Below are 26925 nucleotides of genomic sequence, written 5' to 3' on the forward strand. Positions count from 1 at the left end.
AAACCTCCAGCCAGAGGTACGTCGACGAAGTGTCCCTCCGTCGCCGCGATCTGGCAAGACGTCTTCGTGATGTTTCAGCCGCTTGGCGTCAGTGGCCCGCCGCCAGCGCCTCGTCGATCTTCGGGCCGAGCACGGCGCGCACGGCACCGTCGGAGAGCGGACCGATGAACTTGTGCACGATGACGCCGTCGGCGCGCACGACATAGGTCTCCGGCACGCCGTAGACACCCCAGTCGATGCCGACGCGGCCCTTCTGGTCGAGACCGGCGGCGACATAGGGGTTGCCCATGTCGCGCAACCAGCGGGCGGCGTTGGCGGGCTCGTCCTTGTAGGCGATGCCGACGAGGCGGACGCGCGGGTCCTTGGCCAGCCGCTTCAGGGTCTCGTGCTCGGTGCGGCATTCGACGCACCACGAAGCCCAGAAGTTGACGATCGTCACCTTGCCGGGACCGGGCGCGCGAAGATCGGCGGCCGAGAGCCCCGGCATGGCGGACCCGTCCCCGAGCGTCGCCGGCACCGGCGGCAGGGCGAATTCGGGCGCCGTCTTGCCGATCAGCACCGACGGCAGCGACGACGGATCGCCGCCCTTCTCCAGCTTGTAGAGGAAGAAGCCGGCGAGCACGGCGAAGATCGCCAGCGGCAGCACGACGACGAGGCGCGAACGCGGCGCCGACGCCTCGGCGGCCGGTGCGGTCTGGGTGTCGAGTTCGGTCACGAGGCGTCTCCCTGAGGGCCGGAGCGGGACCGGCGGCGGACGCCGCGGGCTTCGAGTTCTTCGAGGGCGCGGCGCTGGGCGCGCCCGTCGAGCGCCACCCACACGAAGAGGACGACGACGACCAGGACGGAGAGACCGTAGGCGGCGAGAATGAATCCGGCGTGGTTGCCCATGATCACTCGCTCCACTTCTTGTTGGTCGCTGCGCCGCGCGCGGTCGAGTTGGGGGCGAGCATCGTGTCACTCCGCTCCGGCGGCTTCGATCATCCGCATGGTGCGGATGCGGCGGCGCATGATCTCGTTGCGCATCGCCAGGAGATGGATGACGACGAAGAGCAACGAGAAGGCCACCGCCATGATCAGCAGCGGCACCAGCATCGAGGCGTCGATGGTCGAGCCACCCATACGGAAGACCGACGCCGGCTGATGCAGCGTGTTCCACCAGTCGACCGAGAACTTGATGATCGGAATGTTCACGACGCCGACCAGCGTCAGCACGGCGGTCGCCTTGGCGGCGCGCAGCGGATCCTCGATCGTCTCCTGCAGCGCGATCAGGCCGAGATACATGATGAAGAGCACCAGCACCGAGGTCAGGCGCGCATCCCACACCCACCAGGTGCCCCACATCGGCTTGCCCCACAGCGAACCGGTGGCCAGCGCGAGGAAGGTGAAGGCGGCGCCGATCGGCGCGGCGCACTTGGCCGAGACGTCGGCGAGCGGGTGGCGCCACACCAGCGTGCCCAGCGCCGAGGCGGCCATCGTCATGTAGCAGAACATCGACAGCCACGCGAAGGGCACGTGGATGTACATGATCTTGACGGTCTCGCCCTGCTGGTAGTCCGCCGGCGCGCGGAAGAAGACGAGCCACAGGCCGACGGCGAAGGTGAGCGCCGTCACGCCCGCCAGCCACGGCAGAACCTTGTCCACCAACCCCATGAAGCGGGTCGGGTTGGCATAGTCGATCAGACGCATCGCTTCGTCCCGAAGTCTGCCCTCACGGGCGGTTGTTCCGGCCGCGACGCCCCTCGTGCGCGGCCAGCGGTGGTCCGGACTCGTTCTAGATCGGGTCCGCGACGGCATCAATGCGTCGAAGCGCCGACTTTCGCCTTGCGCGGGATCAAGTCCGCGTGGGGTGCCCGCGAGGTGCCGTTCTCGCTCCCCGGCACGGCGCCCTGCCCTCACTCTCCCATGTGGCGCAGCGCGGCTGCGTCATTCTCCCATGTGGCGCAGCGCGGCTGCGCCGGCGACCGGACCGAGCACCAGGGCGAAGAGGCCGAGGGCGGAGAGGATCGAGAAAGGCGTGGTGAACGGCATGGTGCCGTAGAGCACCGCCGTCGCCGAGGAGACGCCGAAGATCATCACCGGCACGGTCAGCGGCAACACGAGGATGGCGAGCAGCAGGCCGCCGCGCTTCAGGGTGACGGTCAGCGCCGCGCCGATGGCGCCGGTGAAGGTCAGCGCCGGGGTGCCGACCAGCAGCGTCAGCGTGGTCGCGGCGATCGCCTCCGGCTCCATGTTCATGAAGACGGCGAGGAGCGGCGAGGCGATCACCAGCGGCAGGCCGGTCGCCGCCCAGTGGGCGAGGCACTTGACCAGGATCACCAGCTCGAGCGGCGTCTCGCCCATCAGGATCAGGTCGAGGCCGCCGTCGTCGCGATCGACCTGGAACAGCCGGTCGAGCGACAGCAGCGTCGCCAGCAGCGCGCCGATCCACAGGATCGCCGGACCGATGCGCGAAAGCAGATTGAGATCGGGGCCGACGCCGAAAGGCACCACCGTGACGACGATCAGGAAGAACAGCGCCCCCATCAGCGCACCGCCGCCGACGCGAGTCGCGATCTTCCATTCGCGGCCGAAGAGGGCGAGGAGCGCGTTCATGCGGCCGCTCCCACGATCGCCGGTCCGAGCCGGATCCCCTCCATCCGGGGGAACGGCAGGGTGAGATGGGTCGCCGCGACGACGAGGCCGCCGGCGTCGAGATGCTCGCCGACGATCTCGATCAACCGCGTCTCGGAAGCCGCGTCGAGTGCCGAGGTCGGTTCGTCGAGGAGCCAGATCGGCCGCTTCGTGACGAGAAGCCGGGCGAAGGCGAGGCGGCGGCGCTGGCCCGCCGAGAGATAGGCGGCCGGCAGGTCGATCAGTCGGGCGAGGCCGACCCGATCGAGCGCATCGAGCACGCTCTCGCCGGCGACACCGGAGAAGTCGCGCCAGAAGGCGAGGTTCTCGCGCACCGACAGCTGGTTCTTCAGCGCGTCCTGATGGCCGAAATAGTGGCACTGCTGCGGGATGGTCAGCTCGGCGTCGCCGCCCTCGATCCGCATCTCGCCCGCGACCGGACGCAGCAGACCGGCGATCAGCCGCAGCAGCGTCGACTTGCCGGCGCCGTTCGAACCCGTCACCACCAGAGCGACGCCGGCGCGCGCCTCGAAGGAGAGATCGGCGAGCACGCGACGGCCGCCGCGGTCGAGCGTCAGCTTCTCGCCCTCGAGACGGACGACGGGTGCGGCCATGCGGGCGCTCTCCTGGAGGTGCGGCCGGTCTCGGCCGCGGGGTTTCCTTCCTAGGGCATCCCCCGCCCCGCGGCAACGGCGGGGCTTCCCCGACCTCGCGTCGGTCTCACCCGGAATTGACTGGCGAGGCGGGGTGGGGCTCCCTATCGTCGAATCACGGGTGGGCCGATCGACAGAGAGCAGGCGTTCGGTGGGCAGGATCATTCAATTCGCGGCGGCGATCGCCGGTCTGGCGGCGGCAGCGAGCGCCGGACATGCGGGCGAGACCTCGCCCTCGGCGCGGCCGATCGCCGTCGTCGAACTCTTCACCAGCCAGGGCTGTGCCAACTGCCCGCCCGCCGACGCCTTCCTGTCGGAACTGGCGCACGAGAACGACGTCGTCGCGCTGTCCTACGCCGTCGACTATTGGGACTACATGGGCTGGAAGGACACCGCCGCCAAGCCGGAGTTCACGCTGCGCCAGAAGGGCTATGCCGGCCGGCGCGGCGATCGCGACGTCTTCACGCCGCAGGTGGTGGTCAACGGCCGGATCCAGGTGGTCGGCTCCGACCGCGAGAGAATCCGCCGCGAGATCTCCCTCGGCTCGGAGATCCGCCACGACCTCGCCGTGACGGTCGACGTGGAATCGACCGCCGAGGCGATCAGGGTCCATCTGCCGACGATCAAGTCGGGCGAACCGGTCCATGCGACCGTGCTGCTGGTGCGCTACGACCATTCCCGTTCGGTGGCGATCGGGCGGGGCGAGAACACCGGGCGGACACTGACCTATGCCCATCTGGTGCGCGCCATCCTACCGATCGGCATGTGGAAGGGGCAGGAACTGACCCTCGAACTGCCGCGGCAGGAGACACCGGCCGACCCCAATCTCGGCTGCGCCGTGCTGGTCCAGCTGGAGAAGGACGGACTGCCCGGCCCGATCCTCGGCGCACGCGCCTGTTCGACCCTGTCGGCGAGCTGAGGGGTCAGCCGTCCACCAGCCGTGGCTTCTTCTCCAGCACCGCCAGAACCCGCTCGAGCTCGTGGCCGCGCTTCAGGATGCGGCCGTGACCGTCGGTGACCGACCACGCGCCCTGGCGGGCGGCGAGCTTCGGATCCTTGACGATGCGGTGGAGCGGCGCCTCGGCGGTGCGGCGGAAGACCGAGAAGACGGCACGATCGGGCAGGTGGTCGATGGCGTAGTCGCGCCACTCGCCGGCCGCCACCATCCGGCCGTAGACGTTGAGGATGGCCATCAGTTCGCGCCGATCGAAGGTCACGTCGCGCTTGCCGCCGCGGCCGGGGAAGTCGACGACGGCGGCGCCGAATTCCGTGGCGGACGCGGCCTGCGGCTGTCCATCGTCCATGGCGTCTCCTTCTGCCGGATCGCATGGGATCAGGATGTGCGAGGCGGCGCCGGATGACAAGACGGTGACCTGCCGCCCTCGGGGGCATTTGACGGGACGCGCGCGGCTCGCCACTCTCCCGGCCGATCCCATCGCCGACAGGACATCATGGCCGCTCTTCTCTCCGCCCGCCTCGCCGCCGCGTTCGCCGCCGTCCTTCTCGTCGCCGCGCCGGTCGCGGCCGAAATCCCGGCGACGCCCGTCCGCGACGCCCTCGTCGCGGCACCGACCTCCGGTCGGTCGAGCCTGTCGCCGGCCGAGATCGAGACGCGGATCGACGGTCTCCTCGCGCGCATGACGCTCGAGGAGAAGATCGGCCAGATGTATCTCGGCGGCTGGGACAAGGACTTCGACGAGACCGCGATCACGGCGGGTCGCGTCGGCATCGTGTCGAGCATCGACATCCCCGACGCCATGACGCACTACCAGAAGCTCGCCCGCGCCTCGCGGCTCGGCATTCCGCTGATCTTCGCCCGCGACGCGATCCACGGCTATCGCACGCTGATGCCGGTGCCGCTCGGCCTCGCCGCCACCTTCGACGGCGACGTGATCGAGGCGGCAGGCCGGGTGACCGGCGAGGAATCGGCGGCCGCCGGCCTCCACATGGTGCTCGGGCCGATGGTCGACCTGTCGCGCGACCCGCGCTGGGGCCGCGTCGTCGAGGGACCCGGCGAGGACGTCCATCTGGCGCAGGTCTTCGCCGCGCGGATGGTGAAGGGCCTCGCCTCCGGCGGCGTCGCGGCGACGCTGAAGCACTTCGTCGGCTACGGCGCGGTGCGGGCCGGCAAGGACTATTCGGAGGCCGATCTCTCGACCCCGACGCTGCACGATTCCTATCTGCCGCCCTTCCGCGCCGGTCTTTCGGCCGGCGCCCAGATGGTGATGGCGGCCTTCTCGGTGCTGAACGGCGTGCCGGTGACGGCCGACCGCTTCATGCTGACCGATCTCCTGCGCCGCGATTGGGGCTTCGACGGCATCGTGGTCTCCGACTGGGACGCGATCCGCGAGCTGCTGCCGCACGGCGTCGCCGCCGACCGCACCGAGGCGGCGTTCAAGGCCGTCACGGCGGGTATCGACGTCGACATGGCGAGCGGCCTCTATCCCGAGCAACTACCGGGGCTGATCGCCTCCGGTCGGGTGCCGATGACGCGGATCGACGAGGCGGTGCGCCGGGTGCTGCGGGTGAAGTTCCGCCTCGGCCTGTTCGAGCCCCCCGGCACACGCCCCGACGTCGATCCGGCGACGACCGCGGCGAAGTCGGCGACGACCGCCCAGCGCGAGACGGCACGCGAGGCGGCACGACGCTCGATCGTGCTCCTGAAGAACGACGGCGATCTGCTGCCGCTCGATCATCCGCCGAAGAAGGTGGTGTTGGTCGGCGGCGCGGCGGCGGATGCCGGCGACTTCATGGGCGCCTGGGGCGCCATGGCGACCCGGGACGACGTGCCCTCCTTCCTCGACGACCTGACGAGGCGCTTCGGCGCGGCGGGCTCCACGGTCTCCTTCGTCGCCGGCTGCGACGACGCCTGCAAGACGACCGACGGCTTCGCGGCGGCGGAAGCCGCCGTGCGCGAGGCCGACGTGGTGATCGCGGTGCTCGGCGAGCCCTGGTACATGACGGCGGAATCGACCTCGCGCACCCGTCTCGGCCTGATCGGACATCAGCAGGAACTGCTCGACCGCCTGTCGGCGACCGGCAAGCCGGTGGTGCTGGTGGTCCTCGCCGGCCGCGCCATGGTGATGACGGAGGCGCTGCCGAAGGCGGCTGCGGCGCTCTATGTCTTCTCGCCCGGCACGATGGGCGGGCCGGCGCTCGTCGACACGCTGATCGGCGCCAACAATCCCTCGGGCCGCCTGCCGATGAGCCTGCCGCGGGCGGTCGGGCAGATCCCGATCGCCTACGACGTGCTGCCGACCGGCCGGCCGTGGTCGCCGGGCGACGATCTCGCCTCGCGCTACATGGACGAGGAGGTGACGCCGCTCCTGCCCTTCGGCTTCGGCCTCTCCTACGCGCGCTTCGCCTATTCGGACCTGCGGCTCTCGGCGACGCAGGTTCCCCTCGACGGCACGCTGACGGCGGAGGTGACGGTGACCAACACCGGCAAGCGGCCGGGGCGGGAGATCGTCCAGCTCTACGTCCACGATCCCGTCGCCTCGATGTCGCGGCCGGTCAGGCAGCTGAAGGGCATCGCGAAGGTCGACCTCGCGCCGGGCGAGGCGAAACGGGTGGCGATCGCGGTGCCGGTCGCCGATCTCGGCTTCCACGACCGCGACGGCCGGTATCTGGTCGAGCCGGGACGGTTCGAGGTCGGCATGGGCGGATCGTCGGCGGTCGCGCTCGACGCGGCCTTCGAGGCGGTCGCCGCGGCGAAGGCACCGTGACCCTCGTCGCGATTGGCAAGGGCCGGAAACATCTGCGATAGTCGGTCGACGACACCCTCTTCGCCGATCGGCCGCCCATGTTCGACACGTTGAAACGCGTCCTCTCCGACCTCGTCGCGCGCGAGCCCGACAGCACCTTCGCGGCCGATGACCCGCGTGTGGCGGTGGCGGCACTGATGAGCCACGTCGTGGCCGTCGACGGCGCGGTCAGTCCGACCGAACGGGCGCGGCTGCTCGAGGAACTGGCGGAGCGCTACGGGCTCGCGCCGGACGCGGCGCACGAGATCGCCGAGGCCGGGCGGATGCGCGAGCTCGAGAGCGCGGCGCTGCAGAGCTTCACCGCCGGACTGGAGCGCACGCTCGACATCACCGAACGCCGCGCGATCGTGACCTCGCTGTGGAAGCTCGCCTTCGCCGACGGCGAGGTGCACGAGTTCGAGGACAACGTGGTCTGGCGCATCGCCGATCTCCTCGGCGTGCCCAGCCACGAACGCACGGCGCTGCGCAAGGAAGTCCAGGCCGAATTGGAGGCGGCGGTCGAGGCGACACCACCGACGGCCGAGGGGGCGCCGTGAACGACGACCCGCGTCTGCCCGTCCTGATCGTCCTGCACCAGGAGGCGTCCTCGCCCGGACGGATCGGCCAGATTCTGGAACGCCGTGGCCACCGGCTCGACATCCGTCGCCCGCGTTTCGGCGACCCGCTACCGAAGACGCTCGCCGGCCATGCCGGGGCGGTGATCTTCGGCGGCCCGATGAGCGCCAACGACGACGAGGAGTGGATCCGCCGCGAGATCGACTGGATCGGCGTGCCGCTGAAGGAGGAGAAGCCCTTCCTCGGCGTGTGCCTCGGGGCGCAGATGATGGTGCGCCATCTCGGCGGGCAGGTGGAGAGCCACCCGCGCGGCGATCTCGAGGTCGGCTGGTTCCAGCTGAAGCCGACGAGCGAGGGGCGCACGATGATGTCGCGCTGGCCGACCGCGGTCTACCAGTGGCATCGCGAGGGCTTCCAGGTACCGGCCGACGCGCGGCTGCTCGCCACCGGCGAACGCTTTCCGCATCAGGCGATCGGCGTCGGCCGCCGCGCCTACGGCATCCAGTTCCACCCGGAAGTGACGCTGGCGATGATGCATCGCTGGACCGTCCGCGCGCTCGACCGGATGATCGGCCCCGGCGTCCAGACGCGGCGCCAGCACTTCGACGGCCACGATCAGCACGATCGTCAGATGCGGCTGTGGGCGGAGCGCTTCCTCGATCTCTGGCTCGATCCGAAGTCCGAGCCGCAGGGCTGAGACCCTCGGAAAACGAAGACCCCGCCGCCCGGGGGGAAGGGCGACGGGGTCGATCGTACCGTATCGTATCGCGGATCTCAGGGGGGAACGGATCTCGCTTCAGGGCCGCTCGCGGACGGCTCCACCCTGGCACCCGACGAACGGCCGGGGGGATTGGGGGGGCTCGGGGTGGCGGTTCGTCACCAAGGTCGAAACCGTCCGCTGCGATGATTGCAATCTGACGGCCCAACGTGGCTCGCGCTTGACCGAATTGGGACGAAATTTCGACGTCGATCACGAAATCCGGAGCAGGCGGAATCGCTTGGGGCGTCACGCGGCGCGGCCCCCGTCGTGACGCCCTCGCGCTTCGTCGAATTGACGCGAGGTCGCCGTCGTCTATCGTCCGAGACGCACGGCAAGCGGGTAGTATTCCAGTACCTCAGCCGTCGCGCGATCCGCCGTGACGCCGAGGGACACGAAACGCCGATGAACCGCATGCAGAGTGCACGCGACATGATCGACGCGATCGACCGCGAGGCGGTGGCGATCACGCCCCTGTCGCCGCGCGAACGCGAGTGCCTGCAGTGGACGGCGGCGGGCAAGACCTCGTGGGAAATCGCCGCGATCCTGCGCCTGTCGCGGGCGACCGCCGACGGCTACATCGCCTCGGCCACCCGCAAGCTCGGCGCCGTCAACCGCACCCAGGCGGTGGCCGAAGGCATTCGCCGCGGCGTGATCCTCTGATCGTCCGACTGCCAGCTCCATGCGGAGGCCCTTCATGCTGAGGTGCCCGACGTAGTCGGGCCTCGTGAGCCACGAAGGGCCGTGTGGCACGGCCCGTCGTGGCTTCGCCCTTCGAGGCTCGCTGACGCTCGCACCTCAGGGTGAAGCCGAACAGAGCAAGTGCGCCTTTGCGGGCTGCCCGGCCTCAAGCCGCGACCGGATCGACGCGCTTGCGCCGTCGGGTGACGACCATCAGCGCCGAGGGCGTCACGACCAGCGTCAACACGGTGGCGAAGGCCAGGCCGAAGACGATGGCGTTCGACAGGTGGATCCACCACTGGGTCGAGGGCGCACCGATCGTCGTCTCGTGCAGGAGCAGGTCGGGATTGACGCCGAAGGCGATCGGCAACACGCCGAGGATGGCGGTGACGGCCGTCAGCACCACCGGCCGGGCACGCTCGCGGCAGGTCTCGAGCGCCGCGGCACGCTTGTCCCAGCCCTCGTCCATCAGCCGGTCGAACGTGTCGATCAGCACGATGTTGTTGTTCACGACGACGCCGGCGAGCGCGATGATGCCGATGCCGCTCATCACCACCGAGAAGGCGAGCCCCTCCGCCATCAGGCCGAGGAAGACGCCGATGGTCGAGAAGACCACCGCCGACAGCACCAGCCCGACCGAGGTGAAGCGGCCGAACTGGGCGAGCAGCACCGCGAAGATCAGGAAGATCGCCGTGCCGAAGGCCTTGCCGAGGAAGGCGGAGGCCTTGCGACGTTCCTCGTCCTCGCCCTTCAGCTTGAAGCGGACGCCGGGGCCGAGATCGAGGGTCGAGAGCTCCTTCGTCACCGCCCCCTGAACGTCGGCGGCCTGGACGCCCTCGCGCAGGTTGGCCGAGACGGTGAGGACGCGCTCGCCGTCGACGCGGGTGAGCCGGCCGACGCGCTGGGCGGGTTTGCGCTCCATCACGTTGCCGATCGGCACGGCGCCGACCGGCGAGTTGATGCGCAGCTCGTCGAGGGTGGCGAGCGTGCGGCGCTCCGGCGGGAAGCGCAGCACGATGTCGACCGAATCGGTCGTGTCGGAGGGGCGATATTCGGTCAGCTTCAGCCCGTTGGTGACGAGCTGGACGGCCGAGCCGACGGTGCCGACCGAGACGCCGTATTTGGCGGCCTCCGAGCGCTTGACCTCGAGCCGCCAGTCGATGCCGGGGATCGGCCGGGCGTCGTCGATGTCGACGATCTCGGAATGGCGCGCCAGCATCGCCGCGACCTTGGCCGCGGCGGCCGGCAGGCTGTCGGGGTCGGAGGCGGAGAGCTGCACCTGGATCGGCTTGCCGGTCGGGGGACCGGCCTGCGGCTTGCGCGGCTCGACCTCGAGGCCGGGCATGTCGGCGGTACGGGCGCGGATGTCGTCGAGCACGTCCTTGGCGGGTCGGCGCTCGCGCCAGTCGACCATCTCGAACTGGATGACGCCGACCACGTCCTCGGCGACGTCGCCGGCACCACCGCGCTGCTCGCCGACGCGGGTGTAGACCCGCTTCAGCTCGGGCATGTCGAGCAGCCGCTTCTCGACCGCGGCGACGGCGAGGTTCTTCTCGAAGAGCGAGAGATTGCCGCGGGCATGGACATGAACGAGGCCGTAGTCGGGTTCGACCTCGGGGAAGAAGATCACGCCGCTGCCGACCCGGCCGTAGACCTGCGGCACCAGCACCAGCAGCACCACGGCGAGCGACAGCACGGTCTTGGGATGATCGACGGCGCGGGTGACCAGCGCCATGTACCAGCCGTCCTTCTTCGTCACCTCGTGCTTCGGCGGCCGGCCGAACAGCGAACCGAGCGTCGGCGTGAAGATCAGCGAGAAGATCAGCGATGCCGACAGCGTCGCGATCAGCGTGATCGGCATGTACTTCATGAACTCGCCGACGACGCCCGGCCAGAACAGGAGCGGCGAGAAGGCGGCGACGCGGGTGGCGGTCGCGGCGAAGACCGGCCCCGCCATGCGGCGGGCGGCGAGCCGATAGGCCGCCTCCGGAGCCATCCCCTCCTCCATCCGCCGCTCGGCGAATTCGGCGACGATGATGGCGTCGTCGACCAGCATGCCGACGGCGAGGATCAGCGAGAACAGCACGACGATGTTGACCGTCAGCCCGGCGAGCGACAGCCACAGGATGCCGAGCAGGAACGACGTCGGGATGGCGAGGCCGATCATCGTCGAGGCGCGGAAGCCGAGCGACCACAGGATGACGACGAAGACCAGCAGCACGGCGATCAGCACCGAATTCTGCAGATCGTCGAGCAGACGGCGGATGTCGGTCGACTTGTCCTGCGAGAAGCCGACGTGGACGCCTTCCGGCAACTTGGCGGCGAACTGGCCGGCGACCCATTTCACCGCGTCGACGGTCTCGATCAGGTTGGCGCCGGTGCGCTTGACCACTTCGATGGCGATCGCCGGGCGGCCGTCGATGCGGGTGATCGAGGTGGCGTCCTTGAAGGTGCGCTTGACCGAGGCGACCTCGAGCGCGCGGACGACGGCGTTCGATCCGGCGACGATCGGCAGATCGGCGATGTCGGCGAGCCCTTCGATCAGCGACGGCACCTTGACGGCGTAACGCCCCTGGTCGCCCTCCAGCGTGCCGGCGGCGACGAGCTGGTTGGAGCCGTTGGCGACCGCCAGCAACTGATCGAGCGAGACGCCGTAGCTCTCGAGCAGCATCGGGTCGACGACGATCTCGACGAGGTCGTCGCGCGCGCCCTGCAGATCGGCGGAGAGCACGCCCGGCACCTGCTCGATCGCCTGCCGGAGTTCGCGGGCGAGCCGCGTCAGCGTGCGTTCCGGCGCATCGCCCGACACCGTCACGACGAGGATCGGGAAGAGCGACAGGTTGACCTCGTGCACCGCGGGCTGGTCGGCGGCAGACGGCAGATCGCGCTTGGCGTCGTCGACCTTGGCGCGCACGTCGGCGAGGGCAGCGGCGCTGTCGAAGCCGGCGTTGAACTCGAGCAGGACGAAGCCGCCGCCCTCGTAGGCCTGGCTCCGCATCTCCTTGACGTTGGTGACCGACTTCAGCTTGGTCTCGACCGGGCGCAAGAGCAGGCGCTCGCTGTCCTCCGGCGAGATGCCGCGCAGCGTGAGCTGGACGTAGACGATCGGGATGCGGACGTCGGGCTCCGCCTCCTTGGGGATCGAGACATAGGCGAAGCTGCCCGCGATCAGCGTGAAGATCAGGCAGACCAGCGTCAGCCGCCAGTTGCGGACGGCGGTGTCGACCGGGTTCATTCGACGCTCTCCGCCCGGACCTTGTCGCCGGTCTTGACGAACTCCTGACCGGCCACGATGACGCGGTCGGTCGGCTCGATGCCGGCGAGCCACAGGCCGTCGGGCGTGTCGTCGAGGATCTCGATGCGGCGGAACGCGACGGTGTCGCCCGGCGTCACCACGCGCACGCCGATGGCGCCGTCGTCGGCGAGGCTCAGCACCGAACGCGGCAGGCGGGTCGCCGGCAGCTTCGCCGAGGTGAGCACGATCTCGGCGGTGAGGCCGGAGGCGATGGCGTTGCCCGGGTTCGCCGCCTCGACCTCGACGCGGTAGGTGCGGGTCTTCTCGGCGGCGGCGCGCGAGACGTAGCTGACCTTGCCGGTCACGGTCTTGCCCGAGACGAGACGCACCTCGGCCGGCGCGCCGAGGGCGACGCGGCCGACGGCGCGTTCCGACACCTCGCCGGCGACGACGATCGGATCGAGCGCCAGGACGGTGGCGACCAGCTTGCCGTCGGCGATCGCCTGACCGCGTTCGACCGGGATCTGGTCGACGATGCCGGCGATCGGTGTCGTCAGCGTCTTCTTGTCGACCTCGACGCGGGCGAGTTCGAGCGCCGCGGCGGCGGCATCGACCGCGGCCTTGGACGAGCCGAGATTGAGGCGCGGGCCGGCGCCGGTCGCCGACAGGCGGCTCGCGGCCTCCCATTCGGCCTTGCGCTGTTCGAAGAGGGCTTCCGCCTGCCGCAGGGCGGCGGCGCGCCCCTCGTCGGCGAGGCGGGCGATCACCGTGCCGGCGGCGACGTCGGAGCCCTTGGGGACCGGCAGGTCCTCGACGATGCCGGGGCCGCGGGTGGTGACGGCGACGGTCTTGTTGGCCTCGGTCCGGCCGGAGACGACCAACAGGCGGGCATATTCGGTGACCCGCGAGGAAACGACACCGACTCGGCGCGCGGTCTCGGCGACCTGGCCCGCCTCGCGCGGCGCGGGCTTGCGCGAATCGGCGGTGCCGAAATGGCCGAGGAAGATCCAGCCGAGCATCGCCGCGAGCACGCCGGCGGCGGCGATCCGGTTGAGTGGCAGTCGACGCAGGCGGGCGAACGGAGCGGCGAGGCGGGAGAGCAGGGACGTCATGGAACCTCCGGCAGGCGCGCGAGCGCTTCGACGTGCCGAGCGGCCGCCGCTTCCGAGAAACAACAGAAGATCACGCGCAGCGTCTCGAAACCGTGACGTTCGTCGCGGACCGTTCGGACGGCGATTTCGGCCGCCGCCTGGACCGGATAGGCGTAGACGCCGGTCGAGATCGCCGGGAAGGCGATCGACGCGAGGCCGTGATCGCGCGCCAGCGCCATCGAACTGCGATAGGCGGAGGCGAGCAGGTCCGCCTCGCCCTCGCCGCCGCCGCGCCAGATCGGACCGACGGTGTGGATCACGTGGGCGGCCGGCAGGCGATGGCCGGCGGTGATGCGGGCCTCGCCGGTCGGGCAACCGCCGAGGGTGCGGCATTCGGCGAGGAGGCCGGGTCCGGCGGCCCGGTGGATCGCCCCGTCGACACCGCCGCCGCCGAGCAGCGAGGTGTTGGCGGCATTGACGATCGCGTCGACGGCGAGCGTCGTGATGTCGGCGACCAGCACTTCGAAGCGTGCGCCTTCGATCAGGCGCTCGTGGCGGAGGATCATGCGCATCACCCCTCGTCGGACGACCGTCCGACACTTAAGGGTGCACCGGCCTCCGGTCGAGGGTGGGGCGCGAAAAAAGTGGCAATTCGTCGCGCCGCACGGGTCGACGACGTCCCGCACGCCCCGACGACCCGGCGTCAGCATTGAAGGATGCCCGCGACGTCGTCGATCGGCGCGCGCACCGCCCCGCCGCGTCGAGGCGACGATCTCGAAAAGCTTCATCGAACATCGAAGAATTTCGGATGCAGGCGTGGACACGGCGAGATCTGAAAAGATCGAGCCGACATCCGAGTTTTCCGGCATCGATCCGATCGAGACGCGCGCGACGTCGCGACGATTACTATTCGTCGCCGGTTCGGCTGAATTCGCGGCGAATTCCGGCCTCGGACGGCGTTGATCTCGATCAAAGCGCGACGGCTCGACTTCGCCCAACCAAGACGAGGGAGGCACGTGGGGTGCCTTGTTCTCGAAGCCGCCGACGGCTTCGTCTGGTTTCGGAGGATGCCCGAATGTTCAAGATCGCCGTGCTCGTCTGGATCATGCTGGGAACCGTCTTCGCCGGCATCGCGCTCACCCTGACGCTGACGGTGCCCGCGCTCCAGGGCAATGCGATGAAGATGCTGCCGATCTTCTCGCTGGTCGGCTTCGTGATCGCCATTCCGGCCTCGGTCGTGGTCGCCAAGAAGATCCTGGCCCTGACCAAGGGCATGTGAGACGCGGAAGACGCATGCGAAGGGGCGGGCCTCCGATCGGAAGCCCGCCCCTTTCGCGTCTTCGGTCCGGTCGCGGCGATCAGCGCAGGACGACGACCGGCGTGCCGACGGCGACGCGGTCGAACAGCTCGACGACGTCCTCGTTGAACATGCGGATGCAGCCGTAGGAGGCCCGCGTACCGATCGAATCGCGGCGATTGGTGCCGTGGATGGCGTATTGGCCGTGGGCGAGCACCATGGCGCGCGGTCCGAGCGGGTTGTTCGGGCCGGGCGGCACCAGATCGGGCAGGGACGGCTTGTCGCGCTTGACCTCGGCCGGCGGACCCCAGATCGGATTCACTTCCTTGCGGGCGACGTGGGTCTGACCTTCCCACTCCTTGCCCGGACGGCCGACGGCGACCGTGTAGCGCACGGCCTGACCACCGCCGAGCATGTAGTAGAGGCGGCGCTCGGAGGTCTTGACCACGATCGTCCCGGCCTGGAAGCCGCCCTCCACGGCGACCAGCTCGCGCGCACTCGCGCCCGACGCCGCGAAGGCGGACAGCGCGAAGGCGGAAGCGACGACGGCCCCCAGCATCTTCGATGATTTCATCACGCAATACTCCCCTCATCCCGTCGAGCGATCGACGATGGGCGAGTCTTGCCAGAGACGTGTTGAATTTTCGGAAGAATCTACGGTTTACGAATCCTTGGAAAGACACGCGAAGTCTCGAGGTCGCGGCAGGACTTCGTAAACCATGAGGGATGGCGAGACCGGCAAAGACGAAGGGCCCCGGATCGCTCCGGGGCCCTCGCGTCGCTCCCTTGCCGCCAGGGTCAGTGGCGGTTCTGACGGTTCTCGATGAGATCGTCGACGACGGTCGGATCGGCGAGCGTCGAGGTGTCGCCCAGACTGTCGAAGCTGTCCTCGGCGATCTTGCGCAGGATGCGGCGCATGATCTTGCCCGAACGGGTCTTCGGCAGGCCCGGCGAGAACTGGATCAGGTCGGGCGAGGCGATCGGGCCGATCTCCTTGCGGACCCAGGCGACCAGCTCCTTGCGCAGCGCCTCGGTCGGCTCCTCGCCGGTCATCAGCGTGACGTAGGCGTAGATGCCCTGGCCCTTGAGGTCGTGCGGATAGCCGACGACCGCGGCCTCGGCGACCTTCGGGTGGGCGACCAGCGCCGACTCGACTTCCGCCGTACCCATGCGATGGCCCGAGACGTTGATGACGTCGTCGACGCGGCCGGTGATCCAGTAGTAGCCGTCGGCGTCGCGGCGGCAGCCGTCGCCGGTGAAGTACATGCCCTTGTAGGTCGAGAAGTAGGTCTGCACGAAGCGCTCGTGATCGCCGAACACGGTGCGCATCTGGCCCGGCCACGAGTCGGTGATGACGAGGTTGCCCTCGGTCGCGCCCTCGAGGATGTTGCCTTCGGCGTCGACGATCGCCGGCTGGATGCCGAAGAACGGACGGGTGGCCGAACCCGGCTTCAGGGCGGTGGCGCCCGGCAGCGGGGTGATCAGGATGCCGCCGGTCTCGGTCTGCCACCAGGTGTCGACGATCGGGCAACGCTCGTCGCCGACCACGCGGTGGTACCAGATCCAGGCTTCCGGATTGATCGGCTCGCCGACCGAACCGAGGATGCGCAGCGACTTGCGCGAGGTCTTCTTCACCAGCTCCTCGCCGGCGCCCATCAGCGAGCGGATGGCGGTCGGCGCGGTGTAGAAGATGTTGACCTTGTGCTTGTCGACGACGTCCCAGAAGCGCGAGGCGGTCGGGTAGGTCGGGATACCCTCGAACATCAGCGAGGTGGCGCCGTTGGCGAGCGGACCGTAGACGATGTAGCTGTGGCCGGTGACCCAACCCACGTCCGCGGTGCACCAGTAGATCTCGCCCGGCTTGTAGTCGAAGACGTACTGATGCGTCATCGAGGCGTAGACGAGATAGCCACCGGTGCAGTGCTGCACGCCCTTCGGCTTGCCGGTCGAACCCGAGGTGTAGAGGATGAACAGCGGATCTTCGGCGTTCATCGGGGTGGGCGGGCAGTCGGTCGAGACCTTGGCGGCCTCGTCGTCGTAGTAGAAGTCGCGGCCGGCCTTCATCTCGACGGCACCGCCGGTGCGGCGCACCACCAGCACCGACTTCACGCCCGGCAGATTGGCGCAGGCGGCATCGACGTTGGCCTTCAGCGGCACCTTGCGGCCGCCGCGCAGACCCTCGTCGGCGCAGATCACGACCTTGCTGTCGCAGTCCTCGATGCGGCCGGCGAGGCTGTCCGGCGAGAAGCCGCCGAAGACGATCGAATGGACGGCGCCGACGCGGGCGCAGGCGAGCATCGCATAGGCCGCTTCCGGGATCATCGGCAGGTAGATGGTGACGCGGTCGCCCTTCTGAACGCCATGCGCCTTGAGCACGTTGGCGAACTTGGAGACCTCGTCCTTCAGCTGGCCGTAGGTGATCTTCTTGTCGTCGTTCGGATCGTCGCCTTCCCAGATGATCGCGACCTTGTCCGGCGTGGCGGCGGCATGACGATCGACGCAGTTGTAGGAGACGTTGAGCTCGCCGTCCTCGTACCACTTGATCGACACGTTGTGCGGGTCGTAGGTCGTGTTCTTCACCTTGGTGTAGGGCTTCGACCAGTCGAGACGCTTGCCCTGCTCGCCCCAGAACCCTTCGGGATCCTTCACCGACTGCTCGTACATCGCCTTGTACTTGGCGTCGTCGACGAGCGCGGCGGCAGCGATCGCGCCGGGCACCGGATACACGTTGTCGGACATGGATTGAACCTCCCTTGGATTTCGATCTCTTGTTTCGGGGGTCGGACGGCCGCGCACGCGGGTGCGACGAGTTGTCCTCCCCTTCTCCCGGCCGGCATTATGCGTCATCCCATCCGTGCGTCTACGAGGGTGGCGGCAGACTTTGGTCGAGATCGGCCCCGAAAAGCCCGTGTTTCGCCAGTGCAGCGCGTCGGAAGATAGTCTCATCGACCTCGGTCGGGGGTCAGCCTCGCGATGCCGACGACGGATTCGCGGCTCTCTACTGCGGCTCGTTTCGTGCGCCGACGAAGGGCGGCGCTCGAATGCCTCGCGTTGACGTATTGGGCAACGGCAATATTGCGGTGCAGCAAGAATTCGGGGCGCCGCGACCGGCAGTGTCGCGAAACGGCATCGCCCCCGCGGGATCGCACGGCCGGAGCGCCCGCATGAAGGGAATTTCATTTGTTGGCGTGACGGCAGCCGGCTAGGGTCTCGCCGCGATGCCAGAAACGACGACGCCCGATCCGAAGACGCCTGCCGCGATGCCGCGTGCGCTGGAGCGCACGGCGATACGGAGCGCCGTGGCCGCGGCTCTGCTGACGACGCTCGCCGCCTGCGGCGAGACGCCGACGACACCCGACCTGACGGTCGAAGCCCCCGCCCGCTGGGAAGCCGGCGGGGGGAAGGCGACGGCGGAGATCGGCTCCGACTGGGTCCGGGGCTTCGGCTCCCGCGAGCTCGAGGCGCTGGTGGCGCTGGCCGATCGCGACGGTCTCGACATCGAGGCGGCACGCCAACGGATCACCCAGGCCGAGGCCGAACTGGCGTCGAGCCGGGCCGATCTCGCGCCGAGCGTCGACGGAACCGCCCAGGCCGGCCGCACGGTGACGCCGGGGACGCGCTCGGCGTGGTCGCCGCCGTTCCGCGCGAGCGTCTCCGACAGCTACCAGCTCGGGCTCTCGGGCTCGTGGACCCTCGACATTTCCGGCCGTCTGCGGGCGCTGGCGGCTTCCAAGGAAGCGAGCGTGCGGGCGGCGGCGATCGAACGCGACGCGGTGCGCCTCACCACCGCCACGGCGGTGGTCGACGCCTGGCTCCGCGTCGGTGCGGCCCGCGAGCAGATCCGAATCGCCCGCGAGAGCGTGGCGACGGCGGAGCGGACACTCTCCATCTATCGCCGCCGGCTCGAGGTCGGCACCGCGACGGCGCTCGACATCGCCCAGCAGGAGAGCCTCGTCGCCAGCCAGCGCGCGGCGATCCCGGATCTCGAGATCACCGCGCGGCAGACCAAGAACGCGCTCGTCGTGCTGACGGGGCGGATGCCCGAGGCACTGGAGCCGAAGGTTTCGAGCGTCTCGGCCGTCACCGTGCCGAGCGTACCGGCCGGGGTGCCGTCGCGACTGATGGCGCGCCGGCCCGACATCGCCTCGGCCGAGGCCTCGCTCGAGGCGCAGGCGGCCAACGTCGACGCGGCGCGGGCGGCCTTCCTGCCGGAATTCTCGCTGACCGGGTCGACCGGCCTCGCCTCGGCCTTCCTCAAGAATCTGATGCGGCCCGACGCGGTCGCCTCGCAGGTGGCGGCGGGCCTGACGGCGCCGATCTTCGACGCGGGCGCCCGTGGCGCGGCGCTCGACGGGGCGACGGCGCGGCATGCCGAGCTGGTCGCGACCTATCGCACCACGGTGTATCAGGCCTATGCCGACGTCGAGAACGCCCTCGTCGCGATCGAACAGAACCGCCGCCACGAACAGCTGCAGCGCGCCGTGGTCGCGGCCGCGCGCAAGGCGCAGAAGCTGACCGAGGAGCGGCTGTCGGAAGGCACGATCGACGTCACCAGCGTGCTCGAGGCCGAACGCACGCTGTTCCAGGCCGAACAGACGCTGATCGGCGTCCGCCTCGCCCGCCTCCGGGCGGCGGCGACGCTCGCCGGTGCGCTGGGCGGCGGCTGGTCGAAGACAGGGGCGGTGATCGCCGCCGACGGAGCGACGCGATGACGCGCAATCGGATCCTGCTTCTGGGAGCGGCCGCCGTCGTGGTGGTGGCGGTGCTCGGCTGGAGCGGCAAGCTTCCCTTCTTCCGCGGCCAGCCGGCGCAGGTGGGCGAGAGCCTGCCGCCCGGCCCGCCCGGCGGCGCCCCGCCCGCCGGCAACCGCCGCGCCGGCATGCGCAGCGACGGCCCGGTGCCGGTCCTGGCGGCGAAGGTGGCGCGCGAGGACGTCGATCTCTTCGTCGAGGGTATCGGCACGGTCCAGGCGGATGCCATGGTGACGGTGCGCGCCCAGGTCTCCGGCCGTCTGCTCGAAGTGCGCTTCAAGGAAGGCCAGGAGGTCGCCGAGGGCGACGTGCTCGCGGTGATCGATCCCGCCGCCTATCAGGCGACCTTCGATCAGGCGAGCGCGAAACGCGATCAGGACCTCGCCGATCTCGCCAATGCCCGCGCCGATCTCGAGCGCTACGAGCGGCTCGCCAAGTCCGAGGCCGGCTCGCGCCAGCAGGCCGACCAGCAGCGCACTTCGGTCGCCAAGCTCGAGGCGCAGACGCGGGTCGACAAGGCGGTGATGGACGCCGCCCGGATCGATCTCGACCATACCCAGGTCAGGGCGCCGATCGCCGGACGCACCGGCGTCCGCGTGGTCGACGTCGGCAACATCGTCTCGACCTCGGACACGACCGGCCTCGTCTCGATCGCCCGCATCCACCCGATCTCGGTCGTCTTCACGGTACCCAGCCGCGAACTGCCGGCGCTGCTCGCCGCCAAGGCACGCGGCGACGTTCCGGTGACCGTGGTCGGCTCCGACCGCAAGTCGACGGTGGAGACCGGCGTCGTCACGGTGATCGACAACCAGGTCGACACCACGACCGGCACGGTGAAGCTCAAGGCGAGCCTGCCCAACACCGAGACGCGGCTGTGGCCGGGCCAGTTCGTCGATCTCCGTGTCGCCGTCTCGACGATGAAGGCGGTGCCGACCATCCCCTCCGCCGCGGTCCAGCGCGCCGCCGACGGGGCCTGGGTCTATGTCGTCGGCGACGACGACAAGGTGAAGCGGCGGATGGTCACGGTGCGCCGTCAGGACGAGACGCGCGCGGTGATCGCCGAGGGCCTCGCCGACGGCGAACGCGTCGTGACCACCGGCTTCGCCCGGCTCACCGACGGCGCCGCCGTCCGGGTCGACGCCGAAGCCTCGCCCGACGCCGCCGCCAAACCGGCCGATGCGCCGAAGCGGCCGCAAGGTGCCGCCGGAGCGCCGGCGGCAAACGGTTCGTCTCGGACGCCCCCGGCGCCCGGCCCCTCGCAGGCGCCTGCCGCGCCGGGTGCCGGACCGAAGCCATGAGCGTCTCCTCGCCGTTCATCGCCCGACCGATCGCGACGTCGCTGCTCGCGGCGGCGCTTCTGGTCATGGGCGTGCTCGGCTTCTGGAAACTGCCGGTCTCGTCGCTGCCGCAGGTCGACTTCCCGACCATCGAGGTGACGACGCGGCTCCCCGGCGCCGATTCCGCGACCACCGGCGCGGTGGTGACGGCGCCACTCGAGCGGCAGTTCGGCCAGATCGCCTCGATGTCGGTGATGACGTCGGAGAGTTCCTACGGCCTGTCGCGGATCACGCTGCAGTTCGCCCTCGACCGCGACATCGACGCGGCGGCGCAGGACGTGCAGGCGGCGATCAACGCCGCGGCGGCGACGCTGCCGACCGACCTGCCCTATCCGCCGGTCTATTCCAAGGTCAATCCGGCCGACACGCCGATCCTGACGCTGGCGCTGACCTCCGAAACCGCGCCGCTGCGCCAGCTCTCCGACCTCGCCGACACGCTGATCTCGCAACGCCTGTCCGAGATCTCCGGCGTCGGTCGCGTCTCGATCGCCGGCGGCGTGCGCCCGGCGCTCAGGGTCAAGGCGGACTTCGAGCGACTGGCGAGTTTCGGCCTGTCGCTCGCCGACGTGCGCACGGCGATCGCCGCCGCCAATCTCGCCGGCTCCAAGGGCGCGCTCGACGGACCGCGCCAGTCGTGGTCGATCGGCGCCAACGACCAGATCACCACGCCCGCCGACTTCGGCCGCGTCGTCGTCGCCAAGAAGAACGGCACGCCGGTGCTGCTCTCCGACGTCGCCACCATCGAGGAGGGGCTCGAGGATGCCTTCGTCGGCGGCTGGTACAAGGGCCGCCGCGCCGTCGTGCTCGACATCCAGAAGCAGCCGGGCGCCAACATCGTCGAGACCGTCGACCGATTGATGAAGGAAGTGCCGCGCCTCGCCCGCTCGATGCCGGCCGGGGTCGGGCTCGAGGTGGTGCACGACCGCACCACGACGATCCGCGCCTCGATCGCCGACGTCGAGTTCACGCTGGTGCTGTCCTGCGCGCTGGTGGTGATGGTGGTCCTCCTCTTCCTGCGCTCGGTCCGCGCGACGATCATCGCGGCGGTGACGCTGCCCTTGTCGATCGTCGCGACCTTCGCGGTGATGTGGGCGGCGGGCTTCAGCCTCGACAATCTGTCGCTGATGGCGCTGACCATCGGCACCGGCTTCGTCGTCGACGATGCGATCGTCATGATCGAGAACATCGTGCGACGGCGCGACGGCGGGCTCTCGGCACTGCAGGCGGCGCGCGAGGGCGCCGGCGAGATCGGCTTCACCGTCGTGTCGCTGACCCTGTCGCTGATCGCCGTCTTCATTCCGCTGCTGTTCATGACCGGCCTCGTCGGCCGCATGTTTCGCGAATTCGCGCTGACGCTGTCGATCGCCGTCGTCGTCTCGGCCATCGTGTCGCTGACGCTGACGCCGATGATGTGCTCGCGCCTGCTGAAGAAGGGCGAGGAGACCGACGAGCGCTCGGTGCTCGGCCGTGTGCTGGCGATCGCCGAGGCGCCGATCGAGGCGATGGCGCGCGGCTACGAGGCCTCGCTCGGCTGGGCGCTGGCACACGGACGGCTGATGCTCGGCCTCACCGCGGCCTCCCTCGCCGCCACCGCGCTCCTCTATGTCGCCAGCCCCAAGGGCTTCCTGCCGGGGCAGGACACCGGCCTGATCTCGGTGGTGCTGGAAGGCGCGCCGCAGGCCTCCTTCGCCGAGATGACGCGGTTGCAGGAGCGCGTCACACAGGCCTTCTCGGCCGACCCGGACGTCGCCGGCGTGGTCTCCGTCGTCGGCATCGGCGGCCTCAACGCCACCGGCAACACCGCGCGTCTGACCGTCGACCTGAAGCCGCGCGACGAACGCTCCGCCAGCGCCGACGACGTCGCGGTCCGGCTCCGGCGGATCGGTGAGACGGTGCCGGGCGCGGCGGTCCACGTCCAGCCGGTGCAGGACGTCCGCATCGGCACCCGTTCGTCGCGCTCGCAGTATCAGTACACGCTGACCGGCACCTCGGCCGCCGCGGTGTCGCACGAGGCCGACGCGTTGGTCGAGGCGCTCGCCGGGCGGCCGGAATTCGCCCACGTCACGCTCGAGACCCGCGACGACGGGCAGGCGATCCACGTCGAGATCGACCGCGAACGCGCCGGACGGCTCGGCGTCTCGGTCTCGGCGATCGACGATGCGCTGCAGGACGCCTTCGCCCAGCGTCGCGTCTCGACCATCTATGCCCAGACCAACCAGTATCGCGTCATCCTCGAGGCGGATCTCGCCGGCGGCACCGATGCCTCGGTGATCGACCGCATCCGGGTCGGCGCGACCGGCGGCGGGCAGGTACCGCTCGGGGCGGTGGCGCGGATCGAACGGCGCACGGCGCCGCTCTCGATCGCCCGCGTCGACCAGTTCCCGGCGGCGACGCTCTCCTTCGATCCGGCGCCGGGCTGGTCGCTCGACGCCTGTCTCGACGCCATCGACCAGATCCGCGCCGGTCTCGGCGACAGCGGCGTGATCGGTCGGGCGGATGCCGATGCGGCCGAGTTCGCCCGCTCGCTCGCCTCGCAACCCTGGCTGATCCTGGCGGCGGTGGCGACGATCTACGTCGTGCTCGGCGTGCTCTACGAGAGCTTCGCCCATCCGCTGACCATTCTGACGACCCTGCCGTCCGCCGGCGTCGGCGCGCTGATCGCCCTGCGGGTGACCGGGCTCGAACTGTCGATCGTCGCACTGATCGGCATCGTGCTGCTGATGGGCATCGTCAAGAAGAACGCGATCATGATGATCGACTTCGCCATCGTCGCCGAGCGCGAGCGCGGACTGCCGCCGCACGAGGCGATCGTCGAGGCCTGCCGCCTGCGCTTCCGGCCGATCATGATGACGACGCTCGCCGCCCTGCTCGGCGCGGTACCGCTGGCCTTCGCCCACGGAACCGGCTCGGAGCTGCGGGTACCGCTCGGCGTGACCATCATCGGCGGCCTGCTGCTGTCGCAGCTCCTGACGCTCTACACGACGCCGGTCGTCTATCTCGCGGTCGAGCGGATCCGGGCGCGGCTCGGTTTCGCACGGCCGCCGGGGGCGGCGGCGGGCGAGGCGGAGGAGGCGGCGCGGTGATCGACATCTCGGCCCCCTTCGTCCGGCGACCGGTCGGCACCACGCTTCTGGCGCTGGGCCTCCTGGTGCTCGGGCTGGTGGCCTGGAGCCAGCTGCCGGTGGCGAGCCTGCCGGCGATCGATCTGCCGACCATCCGCATTTCGGTGAACCGGCCGGGCGCCGATCCCGCCACCATGGCGGCGAGCGTCGCCGCCCCGCTCGAACGCTCGATCGGCGCCATTGCCGGGGTGAGCGAACTCACCTCGACCTCGACCTTCGGCTCGACCGGCATCACCGTGCAGTTCGACCCGTCGCGCAAGGTCGACGGCGCGGCGCGCGACGTCCAGGCGGCGATCAACGCCGCGGCGGCGGATCTGCCGAGCGATCTCAACTCCGCACCCGTGGTGCGCAAGATGAACCCGGCGGCGATGCCGGTGCTGATCCTCGCCCTGACCTCGGACACGATGTCGCCGGCCGAGATCTACGACGTCGCCGACACGACCATCGTCCAGACATTGTCGCAGGTCGAAGGCGTCGCCGACGTCTCGGTCGCCGGCGGCGAGCAGCCGGCCATTCGCGTCCGCCTCGATTCGGCGCGGATGGCGTCGGCCGGTCTCGGCATCGAGGCGGTCAGGGCGGCGATCGCCGGGGCCAACGTGCGCAAGGCGACCGGCGGGCTCCAGGGCGACCGCGGCTTCGAGGTCATCACCACCAACGACGCGCTGTCGAAGCCCGAGGAATTCGCCAAGATCGTCGTACGCGTGGCGGGCGACCGGATCGTCCGCCTCGCCGACATCGCCGAGGTGACGACCGGGGTGCGCAACACCCGTTCGGTCGGCTGGTTCGGCGCCAAGCCGGCGGTCCTCCTGATGATCACCCGCCAGGTCGACGCCAACGTCATCACCACGGTCGATCGGGTGAAGAAGGCGGTCGAAGATCTGAAGAGCCGCATTCCGGCCGGGCTCGAGATCTCCACCGTCTCCGACCGGACGACGACGATCCGCGCCTCGGTCGCCGACACGCAGAAGACGCTGGTGATCTCGATGATTCTGGTGATGGGCGTGGTGGTGGCCTTCCTCGGCCGCTTCACCCCGACCTTCGCCGCCGGCATCACCGTGCCGCTGGCGCTCTGCGGCACCTTCGTGGCGATGTGGATCGTCGGCTTCTCGATCGACAATCTGTCGCTGATGGCGCTGACCATCGCCGTCGGCTTCGTCGTCGACGACGCGATCGTGATGATCGAATCCATCCATCGCCGTCGCGCCGAAGGCCTCGCACCGCTCGACGCGGCGATCGAGGGGTCGCGGCGGATCGCCTTCACGGTGGTGGCCATCGGCCTGTCGCTGATCGCCGCCTTCATTCCGCTGATGTTCACCGGCGGCATCGTCGGCATGTTCTTCGCCGAGTTCTCCTTCACCATGACCTTCGCCATCGCCATCTCGACGGTGGTGACACTGACGGTCACGCCCATGGTGTGCGGCCGGCTGATCCGTCCGGCGCCGCCCAATCGCCTGGAGCGGGTGGCCGAGGCGGTCACGGCAAGGGTCGTCGCGGTCTATGGACGGAGCCTCGACCGCGTGCTGCTCCGCCCCTGGTGGATGGTGCTGGTGGCAATGCTCACCGTGGCGGCGACGGTGTGGTTCTTCGTCACCCTGCCCAAGGGCATGGTGCCGGAAGACGACACCAGCCTGGTCTTCGCCTTCACCGAGGGCAATCCGGACGTCTCCTTCCCGCGCATGTCGACGCTGCAACGGGCGGCGACCGACCGGGTGATGAAGGATCCGATGGTGGTCGGCGTCGCCTCGTCGATCTCCGGCGGTACCGGACCGGGCGGGGCACAGGTCAACCAGGGCCGCATGTTCATCTCGCTGAAGTCGGTCAAGGAGGGCGGCGAGCCGGCGCGACGGGTGATCGACCGGCTCAGGCGCCAATTCGCCGACCTCGCCGACATCCGCGTCTTCATGTTCCCGATGCAGGACCTGCGCGCCGGCGGGCGGCAGGGCAAGTCGCCCTATCAGTTCACCCTGTGGGGCCCCGACCTCGACCAGATCGTCGAATGGGCCCCGAAGGTGGTCGCCGCGCTCTCCAAGACGCCGGGTCTGGCCGACGTCTCGTCCGACCGGCAGGCGCCGGGGCTCGAGGCGCGCATGGTGATCGACCGCGTCGCCGCCGCCCGGCTGGGCGTGGCGGTGAAGGACATCGACGCGGCGCTGTCGTCGGCCTTCTCGCAGCGGCAGATCTCGACCATCTGGGGCAATCGCAACCAGTACAAGGTGGTGATCGAGATCGATCCCGACCGGGCGCGCGATCCCGGCGATCTGTCGGATCTCTGGGTTTCGGCCTCCGACGGTACCCAGGTGCCGCTCTCGGCACTGGCCCGGGTCGAACGGCAGACCTCACCGCTCGCCGTCAACCATCAGGGCGCCTTCCCGGCGATCACCGTCACCTGGTCGCTGCTCGACGGCGTCACCGCCGACGAGGGCAACGCCACCGTGAAGTCGGTGTGGGAGGGTCTGCATCCGCCCGACACGCTGCGCGCCGAATTCGCCGGCGACGCCAAGGAACTCGCCAAGTCGGGCTCGTCGACCTGGGTGCTGGTGCTGACGGCGCTGGTCGTCGTCTACATCATCCTCGGCGTGCTCTACGAGAGCCTGATCCACCCGCTGACCATCATCTCGACCCTGCCGCCGGCCGGTCTCGGGGCGCTCTCGGCCCTTTGGATGTTCGGCATGCAGCTCGATCTCGTCGGCATCATCGGCATCATTCTCTTGATCGGCATCGTCAAGAAGAACGGCATCCTGCTCGTCGACCACGCGCTGCAGGTGATGCGCGACGACGGCGTCTCCTCGCTCGAGGCGATCCGCGCGGCGGCCGCCGAGCGCTTCCGGCCGATCCTGATGACGACCCTCGCCGCCCTCCTCGGCGCCCTGCCGCTGGTGGTGGCGACGGGCGCGGGGGCGGAGCTGCGCCGGCCGCTCGGCGTCACCATCGTCGGCGGTCTCTTCGTCTCGCAGCTCCTCACCCTCTACACCACGCCCGCCGTCTGGCTGCTGATGGACCGGGCCTCGTCGTGGTGGCGCCGCCGGCGCGAACGCTTGGCAACGGCGGAGTGAGGGGGTATCGAGGGGCTCC

General features: G+C 69.8%; 22 protein-coding genes. 11 read left to right on the forward strand and 11 right to left on the reverse strand.

Annotated features, from left to right (window positions below):
• Positions 1 to 88 precede the first annotated feature (88 nt).
• The 5 genes from ACT541_RS01535 to ccmA form a co-directional block, all read right to left on the reverse strand.
• The gene (locus tag ACT541_RS01535) at positions 89 to 715 is read right to left on the reverse strand and encodes a DsbE family thiol:disulfide interchange protein (RefSeq protein WP_476133740.1); all 627 of its coding nucleotides are present in this window, start codon (positions 713 to 715) and stop codon (positions 89 to 91) included.
• Positions 712 to 888: a heme exporter protein CcmD gene (gene ccmD / locus ACT541_RS01540; RefSeq protein WP_476133741.1), complete on the reverse strand. Its 177-nt coding sequence runs from the start codon at positions 886 to 888 to the stop codon at positions 712 to 714. Before ccmD ends, ACT541_RS01535 begins: the two co-directional genes overlap by 4 nt.
• Positions 889 to 954: 66 nt before the next feature.
• A complete protein-coding gene (locus ACT541_RS01545; protein ID WP_476133743.1) occupies positions 955 to 1686 on the reverse strand; it encodes a heme ABC transporter permease in 732 nt (243 codons plus the stop codon).
• A gap of 237 nt (positions 1687 to 1923) precedes the next feature.
• A complete protein-coding gene (gene ccmB, locus ACT541_RS01550; protein ID WP_476133744.1) occupies positions 1924 to 2592 on the reverse strand; it encodes a heme exporter protein CcmB in 669 nt (222 codons plus the stop codon).
• Entirely contained in the window at positions 2589 to 3224 is a 636-nt protein-coding gene (gene ccmA, locus ACT541_RS01555; RefSeq protein WP_476133746.1) for a heme ABC exporter ATP-binding protein CcmA, read from the reverse strand. The genes ccmB and ccmA overlap by 4 nt, the downstream gene beginning before the upstream one ends.
• Before the next feature lie 190 nt (positions 3225 to 3414).
• Here ccmA and ACT541_RS01560 point away from each other — a divergent pair, with 190 nt between their 5' ends.
• Complete coding sequence (locus ACT541_RS01560; protein WP_476133748.1) at positions 3415 to 4182, forward strand: DUF1223 domain-containing protein; 768 nt, start codon at positions 3415 to 3417, stop codon at positions 4180 to 4182.
• A gap of 4 nt (positions 4183 to 4186) precedes the next feature.
• Here the strand turns inward: ACT541_RS01560 and ACT541_RS01565 are convergent, their stop codons facing one another.
• Complete coding sequence (locus ACT541_RS01565) at positions 4187 to 4567, reverse strand: DUF2794 domain-containing protein (RefSeq protein ID WP_476133749.1); 381 nt, start codon at positions 4565 to 4567, stop codon at positions 4187 to 4189.
• 147 nt (positions 4568 to 4714) lie between these two features.
• Between ACT541_RS01565 and ACT541_RS01570 the strand changes: the two genes are divergently transcribed.
• The 4 genes from ACT541_RS01570 to ACT541_RS01585 all read left to right on the forward strand — a co-directional run bounded on the left by ACT541_RS01570 (position 4715) and on the right by ACT541_RS01585 (position 9002).
• Positions 4715 to 6988, forward strand: a complete 2274-nt coding sequence (locus ACT541_RS01570) for a glycoside hydrolase family 3 N-terminal domain-containing protein (RefSeq protein ID WP_476133750.1) — start codon at positions 4715 to 4717, stop codon at positions 6986 to 6988.
• A 77-nt stretch (positions 6989 to 7065) separates the two neighbouring features.
• Positions 7066 to 7563 carry a tellurite resistance TerB family protein gene (locus ACT541_RS01575; RefSeq protein WP_476133751.1) on the forward strand — a complete coding sequence of 166 codons (498 nt, stop codon included), beginning with the start codon at positions 7066 to 7068 and terminating at the stop codon, positions 7561 to 7563.
• Positions 7560 to 8279 (forward strand): glutamine amidotransferase, encoded by a 720-nt coding sequence (locus tag ACT541_RS01580; protein ID WP_476133753.1) that lies wholly within the window; start codon positions 7560 to 7562, stop codon positions 8277 to 8279. The genes ACT541_RS01575 and ACT541_RS01580 overlap by 4 nt, the downstream gene beginning before the upstream one ends.
• 474 nt (positions 8280 to 8753) lie before the next feature.
• Positions 8754 to 9002, forward strand: coding sequence for a LuxR C-terminal-related transcriptional regulator (locus ACT541_RS01585; RefSeq protein WP_476133755.1), 249 nt, complete (start codon positions 8754 to 8756; stop codon positions 9000 to 9002).
• A gap of 184 nt (positions 9003 to 9186) precedes the next feature.
• Here the strand turns inward: ACT541_RS01585 and ACT541_RS01590 are convergent, their stop codons facing one another.
• Genes ACT541_RS01590 through ACT541_RS01600 form a run of 3 tightly spaced genes read right to left on the reverse strand, consistent with a single transcriptional unit; the run spans position 9187 to position 13912 of the window.
• Positions 9187 to 12255 carry an efflux RND transporter permease subunit gene (locus ACT541_RS01590; protein WP_476133756.1) on the reverse strand — a complete coding sequence of 1023 codons (3069 nt, stop codon included), beginning with the start codon at positions 12253 to 12255 and terminating at the stop codon, positions 9187 to 9189.
• On the reverse strand, positions 12252 to 13367 hold the full coding sequence (locus ACT541_RS01595) for an efflux RND transporter periplasmic adaptor subunit (protein WP_476133757.1): 1116 nt from the start codon (positions 13365 to 13367) through the stop codon (positions 12252 to 12254). The genes ACT541_RS01590 and ACT541_RS01595 overlap by 4 nt, the downstream gene beginning before the upstream one ends.
• Positions 13364 to 13912 (reverse strand): O-acetyl-ADP-ribose deacetylase, encoded by a 549-nt coding sequence (locus tag ACT541_RS01600; protein WP_476133759.1) that lies wholly within the window; start codon positions 13910 to 13912, stop codon positions 13364 to 13366. The genes ACT541_RS01595 and ACT541_RS01600 overlap by 4 nt, the downstream gene beginning before the upstream one ends.
• On the opposite strand from ACT541_RS01600, the gene ACT541_RS01605 reads away from it, so the two are divergent.
• Positions 13911 to 14309, forward strand: coding sequence for a hypothetical protein (locus ACT541_RS01605; protein ID WP_476133760.1), 399 nt, complete (start codon positions 13911 to 13913; stop codon positions 14307 to 14309). The genes ACT541_RS01600 and ACT541_RS01605 overlap by 2 nt on opposite strands.
• 112 nt (positions 14310 to 14421) lie before the next feature.
• The gene (locus ACT541_RS01610; RefSeq protein WP_476133762.1) at positions 14422 to 14625 is read left to right on the forward strand and encodes a hypothetical protein; all 204 of its coding nucleotides are present in this window, start codon (positions 14422 to 14424) and stop codon (positions 14623 to 14625) included.
• Between the two features lie 79 nt (positions 14626 to 14704).
• Here the strand turns inward: ACT541_RS01610 and ACT541_RS01615 are convergent, their stop codons facing one another.
• Both ACT541_RS01615 and acs read right to left on the reverse strand, forming a co-directional pair.
• Positions 14705 to 15217 carry a L,D-transpeptidase gene (locus ACT541_RS01615; RefSeq protein ID WP_476133764.1) on the reverse strand — a complete coding sequence of 171 codons (513 nt, stop codon included), beginning with the start codon at positions 15215 to 15217 and terminating at the stop codon, positions 14705 to 14707.
• Positions 15218 to 15441: 224 nt separating this feature from the next.
• Positions 15442 to 17382, reverse strand: a complete 1941-nt coding sequence (gene acs, locus ACT541_RS01620; RefSeq protein ID WP_476133766.1) for an acetate--CoA ligase — start codon at positions 17380 to 17382, stop codon at positions 15442 to 15444.
• Positions 17383 to 17903: 521 nt separating this feature from the next.
• Between acs and ACT541_RS01625 the strand changes: the two genes are divergently transcribed.
• Genes ACT541_RS01625 through ACT541_RS01640 form a run of 4 tightly spaced genes read left to right on the forward strand, consistent with a single transcriptional unit; the run spans position 17904 to position 26906 of the window.
• A complete protein-coding gene (locus tag ACT541_RS01625) occupies positions 17904 to 19355 on the forward strand; it encodes an efflux transporter outer membrane subunit (RefSeq protein ID WP_476133767.1) in 1452 nt (483 codons plus the stop codon).
• Positions 19352 to 20692 carry an efflux RND transporter periplasmic adaptor subunit gene (locus ACT541_RS01630; protein ID WP_476133769.1) on the forward strand — a complete coding sequence of 447 codons (1341 nt, stop codon included), beginning with the start codon at positions 19352 to 19354 and terminating at the stop codon, positions 20690 to 20692. The genes ACT541_RS01625 and ACT541_RS01630 overlap by 4 nt, the downstream gene beginning before the upstream one ends.
• On the forward strand, positions 20689 to 23814 hold the full coding sequence (locus ACT541_RS01635; RefSeq protein ID WP_476133770.1) for an efflux RND transporter permease subunit: 3126 nt from the start codon (positions 20689 to 20691) through the stop codon (positions 23812 to 23814). Before ACT541_RS01630 ends, ACT541_RS01635 begins: the two co-directional genes overlap by 4 nt.
• Positions 23811 to 26906, forward strand: coding sequence for an efflux RND transporter permease subunit (locus ACT541_RS01640; RefSeq protein WP_476133772.1), 3096 nt, complete (start codon positions 23811 to 23813; stop codon positions 26904 to 26906). The genes ACT541_RS01635 and ACT541_RS01640 overlap by 4 nt, the downstream gene beginning before the upstream one ends.
• The last annotated feature ends 19 nt before the right edge of the window (positions 26907 to 26925 follow it).

It is taken from the genome of Pinisolibacter sp. DMC100, assembly GCF_056313705.1.